This window comes from Vibrio sp. 1727, assembly GCF_033344415.1.
Taxonomy (GTDB): domain Bacteria; phylum Pseudomonadota; class Gammaproteobacteria; order Enterobacterales; family Vibrionaceae; genus Vibrio; species Vibrio alginolyticus.
This window is the reverse complement of record NZ_JAWPOT010000020.1, coordinates 78,051-93,507: the sequence shown is the minus strand read 5'-3', so window position 1 is coordinate 93,507 and position 15,457 is coordinate 78,051. Positions and strand designations below refer to the sequence as shown.

Genomic DNA, 15,457 nt, shown 5'->3' with positions numbered 1-15,457 from the left:
CAGTACACAGAGGGTGAAATGGGGTTATTCAGTGTACTTAAAAGTACATCTAAGACGCTTAAGCTAGGTGTACAAGGCTTGAACAGCGGACTCGAAGAAGTGAATAAGGGGTTAGAGTACGTTAACCAAGAGCTTAGTGCGTGGAACGAAGAACAGCAAGAAAAGCAGCCGCTAAAAGATGCTTTGCACACCGTGACCATGCTTGAAATCCGTTTAAATAGTTTTGTGAGAAGAACACTAAGCACTTTTCCTTACACCTCGAGTTGTCTTAAAGAAAGTCTGAACGCTATTTCTCTTGCGAAGCAATTTTTGCGATTTGGTATCGAAAACCCTGAGCACAGAAAAAGTGTTTTAGATGCGGTAAGACAATTATCTCAAGTATTTGAATTACGTTATGGCGAAGTAGAAGCCTTGCTTGATGAATTCAGCAGTGACCTGAAATCTAATCCGAATAAACTTGAAGCGGAAGCCAAAGAAGTTATTGAGTCTGGTATTTGGGGGGAAGCCTTAGAAAGCTTCAATGATACCATCGACAAACTCAACTCAGCATTACCGGTTGAATTCGTGAAACTTAATTACCTGAATGAGAATAACAATAGAATAATGAATAGTTGGGATACATGGAAACATAAATACAAAAAGCAGATTGAACATGTCGCAGGGTATGAAGAAGCATTTGTCGATAAAGTTCTTTCTCAAATTTCAGAAATTGAACCAGTAGATGTTGTCCCTCAATATCACTTTATCGATGATAATGGTGGTAACCGTTATATTGACTTTATGATAATTAATGAACGTAAAGGCTACTATTTGCCCATCGAGCTTGATGGAACGTATAAGGACACAAATCATCAGCGTTGGAAAGATTTTTTGATTCGTCAAAACTCACTGATTACTAAATTCGGTATAGTCCTTCGATTTAGTAATAATCAGTTGATGAGGGAGCATTCGAAGATAATCAAAAAAATTCGCCATACACTACATACTCAATCGACCAATAAGATAACTGAAGAGAGTAAGGATAAGGAACGAGAGCGTTTGAGGGGGTGGTACGACAAAAAACTTAATGAGTTGGAACAATCAAACCATAATCATGAGGCTATTTCTGCTGAAATTTGCGAACTAAGAGCTTTAGTTGAAGAGATCAAATCGACTCCAAAAACAGAGTACGGCAAAGAATTGGTGGATAATAACGGAGGTAGTAAGCCTAAATCGGGATTTTGGTTGGGTGTTAGTACAGCATTAGCCATAGGCTTGTTTAGTATGCTTGTTCTTTTGTCGAGGTCTGATGTCTCATTTATGAGACCTGTAAAGCCTGCCGACTTAAATTCAATTGAAACAAAAGAAGAGCTTACCAATACACAAAGTATCGAAGGTGTAGGGGAGAAGCCAAATCCCAATGGCTCAAGAAGTATTGATGACTGGGTGGAAGTGTCTGCTGATGAACTAGCGTTGTCTCATAGTATCGAAGTTCATGACAGTAACTCTATTGCACCTGACCAAACTATGAGTTTACTTGGTACTTACCAGGTTGTGTGTGGAATCGTTCGTGAAGTTAAGGCTTTTTCCAAAGGTACTTATCTTAATTTCGATTACCGATACTCTAACACTGAATTTAGAATAGTGGTTTGGGACTCGGATGTAGAAAAAGTATTGGGGTACGGGGAAAACTTTCAGCACTTTATAAATCGAGAACTCTGCGTTTCTGGAGAAATCACTTCTTTTGGAGGGCAGCCTCAAATTATCGTTAAATACTCTGATCAACTAGAGAGGAAGTAAATGAAGAAGTTAACACTATTATTTGGCTCTTTATTCGTTGTCTTGGCAACACTATCAAATCAAGTTACAGCGAAAGAACAAAGAATTGAAGCTTATCGTGCCGCTTTCCATGTCGGTGAAACTGTTATGGCTTGTGGCGTGGTTGCGCAGGTACACAAAGGTAAGAAAGCAACTTACCTAAACTTGGATAAGCCATACCCAAACCAATCGTTAGCTGTCTTGATTTGGGATGACAAGCTAGATGGTTTTGAAAATAGGTTTGGTTACCTTAGAAACTTTTCTAATCAAAAAGTTTGTGCTCGAGGGAAGATTACTGAGTACAAAGATAGTTTACAAATCCAAGTTTCTAACCCACAGTTTCTTCGCTTGATGAAGTAAAGTTTCCTTCAGACAAAGCCAATCCCTACAGTTGGAGTTTCACTTTTTAGTGTTGGATTTCTAGCTTTGTAAATACGCGTGAATATTAAATTACGTTCTGATTTCGTAGGCTTTTTTCAGAATATATAGATTTGGGGGAAGGATCCTTTGGTCCACCCCCTCCTGATTATTTATAGCCCTTCTCTTCTCAAGATTTCTTTTATGTTTTTCGACATCTCTAGCTGGCGAGCATGATATCGTTCAAACCGTTCTGTCTTGACTTGCATGTTCGCTTCTCTCCGTTGCTCTAATGTTTTATAGAAGTGTTCGACCGCTGAGGATAACTGTTGCTTTGATGCTGCTATTTCGATTTTAAATTGCTCGCTGTCCATATGGACTTCATGATGTGATGTCGTCTCTGCACCTATTGCGAACGGTGTGAATGGTATTGTCATAATCAAAATCGAAGATAGTGTTTTTCGCTTGGAATATTCCATAAGAAGCCTCCTAAAACGAGAAAACCCCGCCGGAGCGAGGTTTGTGGGTACGTGGAAAGTGTATGGAATCTTGCGAGGAATCGTTACTTTCCACAATAGAAATTATCGCGCAATCCAATAGGAAGTCCATCGGTGTATAAAGTGATTTAGGGTGTGGTCACAACAAAAGTGTTGAAAATGACGCTTTCGTTCTGATTTTAAAATGCACTCATTTATGCAGGGTTTATGCACTTATTATTCAGTCATATTTGGCGAGTAAACGTTGGAAAATCGACGTTTCGTAGGACATTTTAAAATGGGCGGACTCGTTTGGTGCAGATTAGGGTTATTATGTTAAATTTGGTGCTTTTTTAAACAATTTTCGGGAGCGGGGAAGCATCCTCCGATTCTTTCGCAATATCTGCAGAGATAAAGGCAAGCGGGTTTGAACGATCGCCTGAAAGTTCGACCTGGTGGCTTGGGTTCCAGTTGCCACGGCTCCGACATTTAAGCCAAAACTCCATCGCTCGAACATCGGGTGGTAACTCTTCCTGGTACTCGACTACCTGACCAGAGCTTAGTACTTTCTGCTTTGTTACAGTCGCCCCCATAGCACGGTTAAATAGGCTGTACGCCACTTCGGCGTCCGCAGCGAGTTTCCCACGTTTTCTTGCTTCAGCGAACTCTGGATACAGACTTACCCAATGAAAGATTGTGTCTCTGTGTACATCAAAGAATTCTGCTAAATCCTGATCGCGAGCCCCCATCAAACAGAGCTTGTATACCTGCACGGCATATTCTGGTTGGTATTTGTTATTGTTCTGGTTTCCCGTGGGTGCAGCCATAATAATGTCGCCTCCTACATTAGACACTTCTAATTTTACCATCTTTTATTAGTAATTTCTAATGCATGTCGGAGTTAACCTAAAAATTGGTAATATTGGATTAATTTAAGAGGGAGCGGCTTTTTGAATCGTTGTATAAACGGAGTTGTCTAGAAACGTGCCCGCACGATCACATGCCCGCACGATCACCGCTAGCACGTTTATGCCCCAAAGTGCGTCACGCCTCGAAATACTAATTCAGATAATCAGTAACTTTAGACATACAAAAAGCAAGGAGTTGAACTGTGTCCTTGTTGCTGGAAACAGAGAGTTAAGAGTGTGTTCTAGAACTCTCGTACAAAATCTACCTATATGATACGTTATACATAACTTGTGAACTTGGAAGTATAAAATGGCGATTTTAGATGCTGATAGCAGAACTGTGTTGCATGGGAAATTGAAGTTTGAAAAGGTTTTTAGAACAAGATCTATGCAAGGAGAAGAAGCAAATCTTCCGATAATTTCAGTGTCTACTATGATGGCCAGGCTGAAAACTCTTGAGGACTTTGGTGTTGAAAGGGACAAAGGCAAAGTCATTATTAGATTACAGGATGTTCAAACATCCGAATGTGGTAATTACGTTGCCGTTCTGCTCAATGTCATTAACAAAAATGGTGCTGCCACTATCGTTAGAGATACTCAAACTAACGACAAAAACGAGCTAGTATTAGCAAACCCAAATCAAGGATACGAAGCATCTTGTCATGTTGTTATTAACTTGAACCAAGATAGAGTTGGAACCTATTCCACTGTTTTTGAAGTTGTACCAAAATTGGGTCACGCTCGATTAGTTGGCGTTTTAAACAAAGCACTCGCAAAAGTGTCAGATCTGGCAGAAGATCTATATCGAGTTGATAAAGAATGTCAGCCAGTGACAGAGGATACCAAGAAAAAAGACACCTGCTCATTCAAACATCACTGTACGCTTACATTAGACCCTGACGAAAGTTTCATGCAGGTACTAAGAGATGGACATGTTTCGAACATTAAGCTGATCAAGTACGCAACCGATAGGATCCAATTGCCTGATAGACAAGAGGCTATCTATACTAAAAAACATATATTAGAGGTTGAACCAAGCGTTGAACGTAGAAATCATTTAGAAATCTTTCGGGGAATAGCGCAGACTGATTTGGGTGAAGAGTATGATCAAATTTCATTCTCTTTTAAACTGGACTCGGGGCAAAGAACTGCTACGTTTGACCTTCAAGATATTCGAGTTGAGGGGTTAGAGAAAGCTCTGGTGAGAAAAAGTTTGTTAGAGAATTTCAATGTATCTTTGAAGGATTCCTATGATGAGGTACATGATGAAATTTTCGATAAAATCATTGAGGCTGAAACAGCATGATGTTATTTGAACAAGTCAGTAGACCTTTTGGATTTCTCTTTATAAGAGGTATTAAAGGAAAGTATTTGTATGACTGGATTTTACCAGTTCTGCTGACTGTTCTAACGATTATCTTAATTTGTAGTTCAGATATTGCTACCTATTCGAACATTAATGATTCTGTTATCAACGGGATTGTTGGGTTTATCTCAACTCTACCTGGTTTTTACATCGCTGCTTTAGCTGCAGTAGTAGCCTTTCAAAACAATCTATTGGATGAGGGGCTTGATGGTACTTTTGGTAAACGTCCATACGTTAATGTCAATATCATCAACGAGAATAGAGAATAAGGAACTAAAAAACAGTATCTTACGAGAAGGCATTTTTTAAGTTCAATGTTTGCTTTCTTAACTGCTGAAAGCATTGTAATCACGATGTTGAATAAGTTATCCCCACTGTTTGAGCAGCACAATAGTGTTATGGCTATTTATGTAGTAGTCATGCTTTTTAGTCTGTGGCAACTTATTGTCGTGACATTGTGTGGGCTATATTACTTAGGCGAGCGTTTGCACGTGAAGTAATATTGATGCATTCCAGTGTCTTTTCATTTCACTGTAGCAATTCAACCATACATAAGGTCAAGTCTTGCCTTTTGCTAGCTGCAGTTTGTCATACTTTCCCTAATCAAAACCACCCAAGCTAAAGCCAATATTCTAGCTCGCTTCTGTCTATCTTCGTTTCAGCCTGACCTGGCTGAAACGTTTTTGCCCCATTATGAGTTGCGATTGTGTAAGAGCACATTTGTAAACTTTACTGATCACCTATCCAAACTAATCTATTCACATCGATTTCGATACCATAGTTCATTACCAATGGACTGTGATCCATCACATAACTCAAATTTAACTTTGGGTGATATAATGCCGAAACGGATTACGGCAAACGCACCTTTGCGCCAAAGTTTGGCTCGGAGCACTCGTTCTATCGACATTCTGGCTAATGTAAAGAGAGCCACTGTATTATGATACCGAAAGACGAAATTGAATACGTACTGTCTGAAGCATCTAAGTTGGATATGACTAGTGCTATTAACTACCTACAGAGTAAACTTTATTTAAATAGTGGAATGTCGTGGGAGCACTTTGATGCCTTGTTGGTTGAGTACCAGAGAGATCGGAACACTATTACTGCCAATTACATTCTTACATACGCTTTAGTTTGCCCTAAAAATGATAGAGGAAACACCGCCAATGAAAATAGCATTGTTGACGTTAATGGCTATGGTAAGTTTTGGGACTAACGCAGCTATTCATTGCAAGACAAGTGATGACTTCAAATGGAACATACAGGTCTCTATTGGAGAAAGTGAGGTTGATTATCGTGTGTCAGGTAAATCTTTTCATTCTCCAATAATTAAAAACTCTGATGGTTCTTACAATTTATTTGATAATGTGAAAGGCAGTGAGGTTTTCCTAAGGCACTTAATTGTTAACGGTAGTGAAGGGAAAATGTTTGGAACTTACGTTGATCTAAAAAAGTCTGAAGTAATACACAAAAGTGTTGTGCCATTAACATGTGTTGAAATAAAACAATATTAAAGTGTTTGATTCATAGAGGTCGTTTCACTTCACTTTTTGAAGAGCAAGTTTATAGTGGTGCTCTTGGCTCTTCTATTCTTCGAACTGATAGCGCTTTTGAATGTCCTCAGAAGAAGGTGAAGTCGTTCGGACCATTCTTTAAGATATTTTTCTAATATCAATCAACAGATTTAGACCAAATTTCTAACTCATAAATGTCCAACGGCTTGCTGACGGGGTAGATCACACTGACGGGGTAGATCATCGTAACGCAGAACTGCCCCTTTCTGTGTTTCAATGGATTTGTAGCTCACCATACCAATCACGAATTGACTAACTTTTCCTAATAGCTGTAAGGTAGCTACGTGATCGATAATCAGTTGAAAGGGCAGCCAAATCTATGCAGTGCAGTAACAGCGTTTGTTTGTTTTTTGAAAATAATAAAGAGCAGTGCTTCGAAATATTGCAAAATCGTTTGTTAAATGAAGCTGCACTAATAAGGTTTTCAAAATCGCGTGGATTTTATGTATCAGGGGGAGTAAAAAGTGACCCAAGCAAGTATATAAAAAGAGGATGGTTTAATTCGGACAATTTTGATACTGGTTCGACAGAGCTATTCCATCCTTTTAGATTTTATCCACTTCATATCGGGGGAGAGCTTTGTAAGCTAAACATTACCCCTACATCTTCTTTAGAGCGTGATTCCTTCAATGAGTTTTTACTAAAGATTAGTGAGCTATTACCATCTCTGGAGTCAATAAGTAAAAGGGTCGAAACCGCAAATGTAGTCGCAACTTTGGCAATTCTATTAGAACCAATATATTGGCCAATAATTACCTCAAAGACTTCTTATCCAGTAGTAATTTCTTTTGAAGAGTATGAGGAAAAATTAATCAATTATAGAGAGAAAGTACTGTCTCTAGTTAGAAACCTAGATCCTACTGAGTGGTACAAGCATCATGAGAACTTGCGTTTTCAAGCCGCTCAAATGGATGATAATAGTGACCTGTATATTCTTCTACGCCTCTCTCCTTGGGTAAAAATAGAACGCACGACAGGTCAAATCGGTGGTGCACTTTGGATTAGATTGATTGCAGAAGTATTACGAAGAGCTTTCAGAGATGTTCATGATGTGAATTGGCCAGAAGAAGATCAAGCTTTTGGTCAATGGTACCCGGGAGCAAGGGAAAGAATTTTTGGTACAGAGTTCCCTACTGACAACACCGTAATAGCTAAACCACACTTGGCATTCGAATTTGGATTGCACACTGGAAGTACTATTCGATGGTATCTAGAAGGAGAGACTGAATATTACGCTGCTTTACATAGTTTGCCACGAGCAGCCTCTGGAGGGGTGGAGCTTATCAATCTAAAAGGTGCAATCGGTAATGAAAAAGCAAGTACACCGTTGAGGCTCGCTGACAACTTAGTTAAAGACAAAGAATTACGCAGATTTAGTTTTATATCTTTTGATGGTGATGTCCCAGCGAATGTGAGAGCTATTAAAAGACAAATAGATAACGGAAATGTTGTTGGGTATATAAACCACAATAACCCTGACTTTGAGTTTGCAAATTTTACATTATGTGAATTGATTGAAGTGGCCGCCAACCTTGATGAGGAACAAGGAGTTGACGCTCAAGCTATCAGAAATAGTAGCTGGGCTAATGTAGACAGCGGTAAAGCATTTGAAGAGCGTTACCGTAGCCTATCAAAAATCGGTCAAGGTGGCTTAAAGGGTGAAAGATGGGGAACAGCACTAGCCCAGTACGCTTTGAACAATCCACTAATACACGGTAGCGAGCAAAAGCGTCCTTTTTTTGAAACATTAAACTATGCGTTACTATCACGAAGAGTGAAGTATGAATATCAACGAGATAATTTCCGAATAAACTCAACGACATTTCAAATTGAAACACTCGTACCTCAGCCTCGCTAAAGAGTTCAAGATCGTGTTGCCATACCTCTATTAATACATAATTGGCTAATTTAGCAAAGTTACTGACTCACATTTTGTCCAGAACTTTCACAGTTGGCACTTCGTAACTCAGAAGTACCCCGTTTTGCATTTCAGAAAGAAAATCACATCAGTCTTATCTCAAGAGTTTTCGATAGATTTCCTAATGCAAATCGGGATGTGTGTGAAGTCCCCCATCTTGTCGTGTTTTTTCGTTAATAATTTTGCGGTGTATGATGTTACTCTATTAAAAACATGAGATTACGCTGAATCCTAGTGTTTGGCAGATGTATAAAAAATCCCTAAGTGGGGGTGTTCAATTACCCTACTTTGGCATCTAATAGAATGTTATGTGTAAGGAGTAGTCATGAGTTTTAAATCATGGCATAGCTATATGCAATTTAGCCATGCGGTAAAAAATAAGTCACGCTATGTTCTTGATCGAGAGTCACAAGATTTTTTAAAGGAAATTGAAAACACGTGCGCTAGTCGTGTTGAAATTATTGCTCCTAATTCATTGATGTGGAGGGCGCAGCTAGGACATGATGAAAGACCATATTATCAAGACGAAATACACATCGATGACTTTCCTGTACCTTATTCTGCTAACAGAATGAGACCTCTATCTAATGGTGCATCTGAAGGACGAGCAAATCCAAAAGGTATTCCTTGTTTGTATGTCGCCTCCACGAAAGAAACTGCTATGTCTGAGATCAGACCTTGGTTAGGATCAATCATTTCTGTCGCGAAGTTTTCAAACCCTAAGGAACTGCGAGTAATCGACTTTTCCAAATACCATGGTGAACGTTTTCCTTTTTACATTGAAGAGCCAGATGATGGCAAAAAGCAACAGGCGGTTTGGTGGCATATTGACAATGCATTTTCTGAACCCGTGACAAATAGCGATTCCAAGTCCGACTATGCGCCAACGCAGATAATTGCAGAGTTGATTAAGTCACTTGGTTACGATGGCATCGCTTTCAAAAGCTCACTTGGCAATGGGCTTAACTTAGCCCTGTTTGACTTGGATAGTGCTCATTTTCAGTCGTGTTCGTTAAGCAAGGCTGACAAGGTCGAATTTGCTTTTTGTGGAGTTTCAACTCCTTTTTCTAACGAGTAAATTACACATAACAAGCGAATGAACGAGGGACGTTTACTCGTGGCGCATTTTTCATAGAAGCGCGGTGATTCAGGCGTTTCAATCAGTTTGGGTTAGTAAACGCCCGTTATTCGAACGTTATGCATAGGAGAAAAAATGGAAGCTTCAACAACTATTAGAAAGATGATGGCTGGCAACAAAATTGTCGTGCCTGCATATCAGCGTGCATATTCGTGGGATACTCCGATAGAGAAATCAGACAGAAACAGGCAAACAGACGTATTCGTGTCGGATTTAGAAGAATACAGCAGAAGTAATGCAATTAGTCCTTATTACTTTGGTCACTTCCTTTTTGAGGAAAAAACACAATATTTCAATGTAATAGACGGCCAGCAACGCTTAACAACCATTGTCATTTTCTTATCCGCTCTGTTTGCGAAGCTGAAATCCATAAGGGCTTTATCTGAGGAAGAAGAAGATTGCTATGAAGACATGGTGAAGAGGCGAAGCGCAATACGCTTTTCGACTGTTGACTACGATAATCAAGTATTCATTGACTATGTAATAGATCAAAACAAGTCTGACCATAATGGCCTTGAAACGGAATCGTCACGCCGAATTGTCAGAGCATTCGACTTTTTCAAGAAACATCTTTCTGACAAGTCAGAAGGGTATTTGACAAAAATGTTGTCGATTGTCGGTGGTGCAACCTGTACCACGCACCCGGTTCAAAATGAATCGGAGGCGATACAGATGTTTATCTTTCAAAACAGTCGTGGAAAACGACCGTCAAATCTTGAAATAGTCAAAGCTCAGTTCATGCATCAAGTTCATCTGCATGGGAACGGTAAAGACGAAGTGGAGTCGTTAATTGAGGAAATCAAAGGGCGCTTTGAAAAAATCTACAAATCAATCTCCTCGATCGAATACAGGATTAATGAAGATGATGTCTTGCTCTATACCTTGCGGGTTTACTTTAACTCGCTCTGGGAAACAAACTCTTTAGACAAAATCAACAAGATGTTGGCTATTGAAAATCCACTTGATTTCATCAAGTCGTTCTCAAGGTCGCTCTCGACGAGCTTTGAGCATCTATCAAAGTTTTTTGGAAAACATGAGAGAGAAAGTTTTGGGATTCATTCTCTCATATCACTAGGCGGAATAGCTGTTGCGCTTCCATTTGTAATCAAGGCATACAGATATGGCTTGCCTCTTGATGAAATTGGAAAACTTTGCTCGTCTTTAGAGTCTTTGGTACTTAGGCATCGTCTGATAGGGACGCGGGCTGATATTACTTCAAGAATTAATGATGTGTTTGAGGAATTCACCGAAAACAAAAAAGATATTTCGCCAATAATTGAACGTATTAAATGGATGAAAGCCACAACGGACTGGTGGTGGGCTTATTGGAACGATGAAAGATTGAACGAGTCCCTACAGGGAGGTATCAACCATTCGGTTGGAAAATACCTGCTCTGGAAATATGAAATTCATTTGGAGCAACAAGGTAAAGCAGGTTATTCACAGACTCGGTTCGATAGAATCATCAGTCCAGAACTAGAACATATTGCACCTACAACTGAGCCCGAAAGCAAGCCTCATGGCTATGACAATTATGACGAAGAGTTCAGGAATCAATTTTTGAACTGTCTGGGAAATTATTTGTTGTTGTCAAAGTCGCATAATTGCGCTGTTGGCAATATTCCCCTCACCGAAAAACTGGAAACATATACTCACAATGAACAGCAGCGTGAAGTAAAGGGACTTGTTCCTAATAACGGAATTTGGAGCAGAGAAATAATTCAAAAGCGAAAAGATAAGATCATTAATGTAATTATGAGCAACTGCTAAAAGGGCATAACAATCACCAGCAGCAAAAAGCGCCGCTCGTTCCCACTCTGCTTTTTGCTGCTGGTGATTTTCGGCGTTACGCCATAGAAATTTTTATCCGAAACTCATCTGATACAGTCGACAACCTAACACGTTTATGTCCAGAAGAATCTCCGTGTGTACTCTAACTGGCAAGCTTTTCCAGAGTAGTGCTGGGTGAAATTATAATCAGTGCGCTCTTCTAAAATTGTCACCCCCTAAAATTATTCCAATATTACCCATATTAAAAAGCCCTCCGTAGAGGGCTAGGTTATAGGGGATTATGCACCGCAGTAATCAGGGTGTTTGTAATACAAGATTGTCGGGCGCCCTTGCTTACTTTTATTTTGGATACGTAAGAGATACCCCTTCTCACACAAATTTTCGAGTACAATATCACGGTTGTCTTTGCCAAAAGCAGACCATTTTTTATCACTCACATCACTGAGAGTAAAAGGATTTGGCAAACCATCTAGCTTTTTCAAAAACAGCTTTGACAGGTCATGAAGTACCGTTTTTTCACAAGAGCTGAAAATGCGGTATTGGTGTGTTTCCAGAAACGCCACAAAATGAATTGCCATACTAAGTGTCGATTCAAGTATCGGGTCGGAACTTGAATTCCCCTCAAAGATATGGAAAACCAACGCTAATCGTGCACACAAGCCGATATGTTTACCAAGAACCGGCTGCATATCTTTATCGACAGAGTTGATTTTATTGTGCTGCTCTTGAACCCAGTTAGCCCAAGCTTGCTGTGCAATAGGGTGAAAACTAACAACACGTGACTTCCCTTTTTCATTGAAGCCGATAGTACCTGCGCGTACGAATGCATTATTCACACGTTCCACAAGCTGTTTTTCGGCTGAAAACATCGGCTGGTCAATGTATTTACCTTCAGGGATATCTGGCATCACCAACAATTGCATACGCTCCAAGAGACCGTCATTGTCCGCGTTATACTTTCGAGCGTGCAGAAATGGCATTAGTTTGTCCGGCTGAATCCCCCCGCACATCCAAATAGCAAGACGTGGAATAAGTGTCTGCTCGCGGCTAATGCGTTCAGTAATAAACTCGTTATTACCGTTGTACGCCTCAAGATAGAATGAACGGACAGGTGAACGCTCGTCTTTGAAATCAACGAGAAGACCTGATAGTTCATCTCGTAAGATCAAGACTCCATCTTTGGTTCCACTGAGACGAACCCCGATGGCTTCAATGGTAGCATCGTTAATCATAACTTTACGTTCTACTGGCTTGACTATTTTTGATCGCAGTTCTTCGCTTTCCGTTAGTTTCTGATTCGCCAACTCTTCGTCACCAATTTCAAATGCGTCGTTTGCTTCTTCCTCAAGAGCTTTGACTTTTTTCTCGATAAGCTTAGCTTTCACTTTAGCTTTCTTGACCGCATCCAAAAACTCTTTCGTCAAGTGTGCTTGGACCTTTTTGACTGGTTTAGTTCCGACAGACAAACATGGTGACTTTTTAGCAGATGGTGGGGCAATTAGTCCCCCCCAAAGCACTGGTGTTTCTTTCCAGTCAGGGTCAGCGGCTTTAGGTTTGATTACATGTGAAGTACCTAATACTGCAGCATATGAAATCAACGCCGGAATCGCGATAAACTCAGCAGAAGCATTATCTAACGCATGTGCTTTCATCACAGCATAGCCGTACAAGTCCTGCGGCAACATATCTGAAGTAAGAGACATAACTGGAGATAATGGCTCTTCTAGTTGTTGCGGCTCTGCCCAAACGGAGCTTATTTGATGTTCGGTAACCCAATCAGATCCCAATGAATTGTCATTTGCTTGTTTAATTGGTTTCTGCAAACCAGCCTGCAAACCACTGGATACTGTGGCATTGATTTCTGTGATTGGTAAACCAATCTGAGTCGCGGCATTCGTCAGCATTGTGTGGGCTTCTTGGTAAGAAATAATTCCTCCACCGACAAACTGACCAATCTTAAAGGCTTGACGATTCAGTTCATTGTTACGCGAACCTTGGCTCGTCATAACCAGATTGCTGACACACCGTGAAATTGCTTCATTGAAAAACGATGCAGTATAGTTGTTCATTTGGACAGTCTGTTCCAAAGGCTTTACCGTTGCTGGCAATTCGTTAGATACAATTTCACTTTTAGCCATTAGCTTTTGGCAGACAGCGCTGTCTAGCATTGCAGCATGTTCCAATGCGATATTGTTTGTATGCACGTAAGGCTGTAACGTTCCAGATTGCTTGCTGGTTGCTTGAGAAGGTGCAAGTATTAAAAGACCGCCGTCAGCACGGATATCCACACAATACTCTTTATCATTCAGTAAATCGGTCGCGTTTTTTACCACAACCCCTTTTGCTGCGCGGAATACGTAGTGAATACCTCCGCTAGGAGTGGTTTGGATGTATGCTTCAGACCATGGAATATTTCCAAATCGCGAATCGATCAATGTCTTGGCAGTTTCAATAGAATCGTGACCGCCATAGATATCGAAGTCAAAGCAGACAAAATTGTGATGAAGCGTATTGCCAGTTAAAAGCGCAATATTTGAGCCCGCAAAATCAACACGGTAAGACATTGGCTCTTGATTGCGCAGTTCCTTCCACTTGATTAAGGGACGCTTTTCACCCATAGGCACAGGAATAAGTGGTAAACCGCCGTTACCCATTTTGATTACTTTTAAATTAATATTTTGCATATGGTTACTTCTCCAATTGAACTGTGTTTAGGATAAGATTTGCACCGTAGTTACTTTCGATGCGGCGGATGCTTTTAATTGCGTTTTCTTTACGTTTGATAACTACACATTCGATGTTTTGAGTGCGAAACAAGAATGGGTTCTTCTTATGCTTAACAAGGTCAGCAGGCTTAACCCCCCATTTTGTTTTTTGGGCAGGCTTGCCTTTGATGCACTGAACCGGAATGCCGCGTTCGCGCAAACCTTGGATGAGATGAGTTACATCTACGCAGTGATCTGTTAACACCATGATTTCTTGACGGGTTAACCAAAAACCCTGAAGAAATTTGGCTTCAATGATTGATAACGCGGTATAACGATTCATCATGAATTTCCTTTCATTAATCAGGCAAAATCGCCTAGGAACGATTCTTCATAAACGGGGGTGGGAAGGCACCGCAAAAAGAATGGAAATTTTCGCAACGCTAAAGTGCGGGCTTCGCAGAATTTAACAGATAATTAACAGTTGATATTGCCGGTAGGCTGATAACAAAAAAAGCACCTTTTAGGTGCTTTGAAGTTGATGTTAGGATGAGATGTCTAGCGATTTTGTTTTTGAATTATTTTAGCTGTGGCGAATATGTCCTGGTAAGTTCTCTTTGAAGGGCGGTTTAACCAATCTTTGTGGTGTATATCTAATTCATCAATAAGACTTTCATCAGTTTGATACATTCTTGGCTTATTATATGTACCATTTAACAGTATGTCGTGTAGCTCTGCGATGGCTTGGCATAACGTAAAAACCTTGGGGAATTTTCGTTCAAGCAAAGCATTTGTTTTCTGTAGTACATTGTTTAAACGACTAATTTCCTGACGAGCTAGTTTTAACTCGCGTTGAAGTACCGCGATAGACGATGGCTCTTCTGATTCAATCTCTCCGAAAAAAAGAGCCAGCTCTGGAGTGGGGTTATGTTCACACTCTTTATAAATACCTTTTGCCTCAGAATCCTTATCATAAAATTGAAAAAGTTCACTGAATGAACACGCAGACGCAAGGCATGAGGGCACGAGGTTTTCTCCATCACGTTTTTGAACAAGCATCCAGTTAACGAGATCGTCAATGTCGATATAAATGTAATAATCTGGAATCGGGACCATGCCCAAGCGAGCACTATTTGCAATACGTAGGCTACCGTCAACGCAAGCCGTAAAGACTTCATCGTAGATTTCATCATACTTATAAGGTCCGAAGTGCCAACCAAAATGTTCGTAGTCCTCTTTGAAATGTGCCTCAACCTCCCAGGAATCTTGATCCCAGCCATTAGTGAAAATAGCTAGCGCAGCTTCTTTTAAGGTAAGCTCATTCTTTAGCTTTTTTGTAGTCATTACGTTGGGAGCTTCTAGATATGATGAGCACTCTAACTTACTTCCTAAAAGTTCATTAACTTTATTTTTCAAAAGTATCC

The 15,457-nt window shown here is 40.1% G+C and carries 14 protein-coding genes; 9 read left to right on the top strand and 5 right to left on the bottom strand.

Translation table 11 applies throughout. The features are described 5' to 3' along the window. The first annotated feature begins 18 nt into the window (after window positions 1–18). Window positions 19–1,779 (top strand): hypothetical protein, encoded by a 1,761-nt coding sequence (locus R8O10_RS18425; protein ID WP_318191631.1) that lies wholly within the window; start codon window positions 19–21, stop codon window positions 1,777–1,779. Then, window positions 1,780–2,157, top strand: a complete 378-nt coding sequence (locus R8O10_RS18420) for a hypothetical protein (RefSeq protein ID WP_318101858.1) — start codon at window positions 1,780–1,782, stop codon at window positions 2,155–2,157. Window positions 2,158–2,327: 170 nt separating this feature from the next. Here the strand turns inward: R8O10_RS18420 and R8O10_RS18415 are convergent, their stop codons facing one another. Together R8O10_RS18415 and R8O10_RS18410 are read right to left on the bottom strand one after the other, a co-directional pair. Next, window positions 2,328–2,633, bottom strand: coding sequence for a hypothetical protein (locus R8O10_RS18415; RefSeq protein ID WP_318191630.1), 306 nt, complete (start codon window positions 2,631–2,633; stop codon window positions 2,328–2,330). Window positions 2,634–2,983: 350 nt separating this feature from the next. Next, window positions 2,984–3,457, bottom strand: coding sequence for a hypothetical protein (locus R8O10_RS18410; protein ID WP_318191629.1), 474 nt, complete (start codon window positions 3,455–3,457; stop codon window positions 2,984–2,986). Between the two features lie 391 nt (window positions 3,458–3,848). Between R8O10_RS18410 and R8O10_RS18405 the strand changes: the two genes are divergently transcribed. From R8O10_RS18405 to R8O10_RS18375, 7 genes are all read left to right on the top strand, one after another. After that, complete coding sequence (locus R8O10_RS18405) at window positions 3,849–4,844, top strand: hypothetical protein (RefSeq protein ID WP_318191628.1); 996 nt, start codon at window positions 3,849–3,851, stop codon at window positions 4,842–4,844. Further along, complete coding sequence (locus R8O10_RS18400) at window positions 4,841–5,173, top strand: hypothetical protein (protein WP_318191627.1); 333 nt, start codon at window positions 4,841–4,843, stop codon at window positions 5,171–5,173. Before R8O10_RS18405 ends, R8O10_RS18400 begins: the two co-directional genes overlap by 4 nt. A 671-nt stretch (window positions 5,174–5,844) precedes the next feature. Continuing rightward, window positions 5,845–6,123 (top strand): hypothetical protein, encoded by a 279-nt coding sequence (locus tag R8O10_RS18395; RefSeq protein WP_318191626.1) that lies wholly within the window; start codon window positions 5,845–5,847, stop codon window positions 6,121–6,123. Then, complete coding sequence (locus R8O10_RS18390) at window positions 6,074–6,421, top strand: hypothetical protein (protein WP_146074157.1); 348 nt, start codon at window positions 6,074–6,076, stop codon at window positions 6,419–6,421. The genes R8O10_RS18395 and R8O10_RS18390 overlap by 50 nt, the downstream gene beginning before the upstream one ends. Before the next feature lie 379 nt (window positions 6,422–6,800). Next, complete coding sequence (locus tag R8O10_RS18385; RefSeq protein ID WP_318191625.1) at window positions 6,801–8,339, top strand: hypothetical protein; 1,539 nt, start codon at window positions 6,801–6,803, stop codon at window positions 8,337–8,339. A 385-nt stretch (window positions 8,340–8,724) separates the two neighbouring features. After that, window positions 8,725–9,477 (top strand): RES family NAD+ phosphorylase, encoded by a 753-nt coding sequence (locus R8O10_RS18380; protein ID WP_318191624.1) that lies wholly within the window; start codon window positions 8,725–8,727, stop codon window positions 9,475–9,477. Window positions 9,478–9,612: 135 nt separating this feature from the next. Further along, a complete protein-coding gene (locus tag R8O10_RS18375) occupies window positions 9,613–11,307 on the top strand; it encodes a DUF262 domain-containing protein (RefSeq protein WP_318191623.1) in 1,695 nt (564 codons plus the stop codon). 299 nt (window positions 11,308–11,606) lie between these two features. On the opposite strand, the gene R8O10_RS18370 is transcribed toward R8O10_RS18375, so the two are convergent. From R8O10_RS18370 to R8O10_RS18360, 3 genes are all read right to left on the bottom strand, one after another. Continuing rightward, window positions 11,607–14,012 carry a DUF3987 domain-containing protein gene (locus tag R8O10_RS18370; RefSeq protein ID WP_318191622.1) on the bottom strand — a complete coding sequence of 802 codons (2,406 nt, stop codon included), beginning with the start codon at window positions 14,010–14,012 and terminating at the stop codon, window positions 11,607–11,609. Window positions 14,013–14,016: 4 nt separating this feature from the next. Then, on the bottom strand, window positions 14,017–14,379 hold the full coding sequence (locus R8O10_RS18365; RefSeq protein ID WP_318191621.1) for a hypothetical protein: 363 nt from the start codon (window positions 14,377–14,379) through the stop codon (window positions 14,017–14,019). Window positions 14,380–14,591: 212 nt separating this feature from the next. After that, a complete protein-coding gene (locus R8O10_RS18360) occupies window positions 14,592–15,449 on the bottom strand; it encodes a hypothetical protein (protein ID WP_318191620.1) in 858 nt (285 codons plus the stop codon). Window positions 15,450–15,457 lie beyond the last annotated feature (8 nt).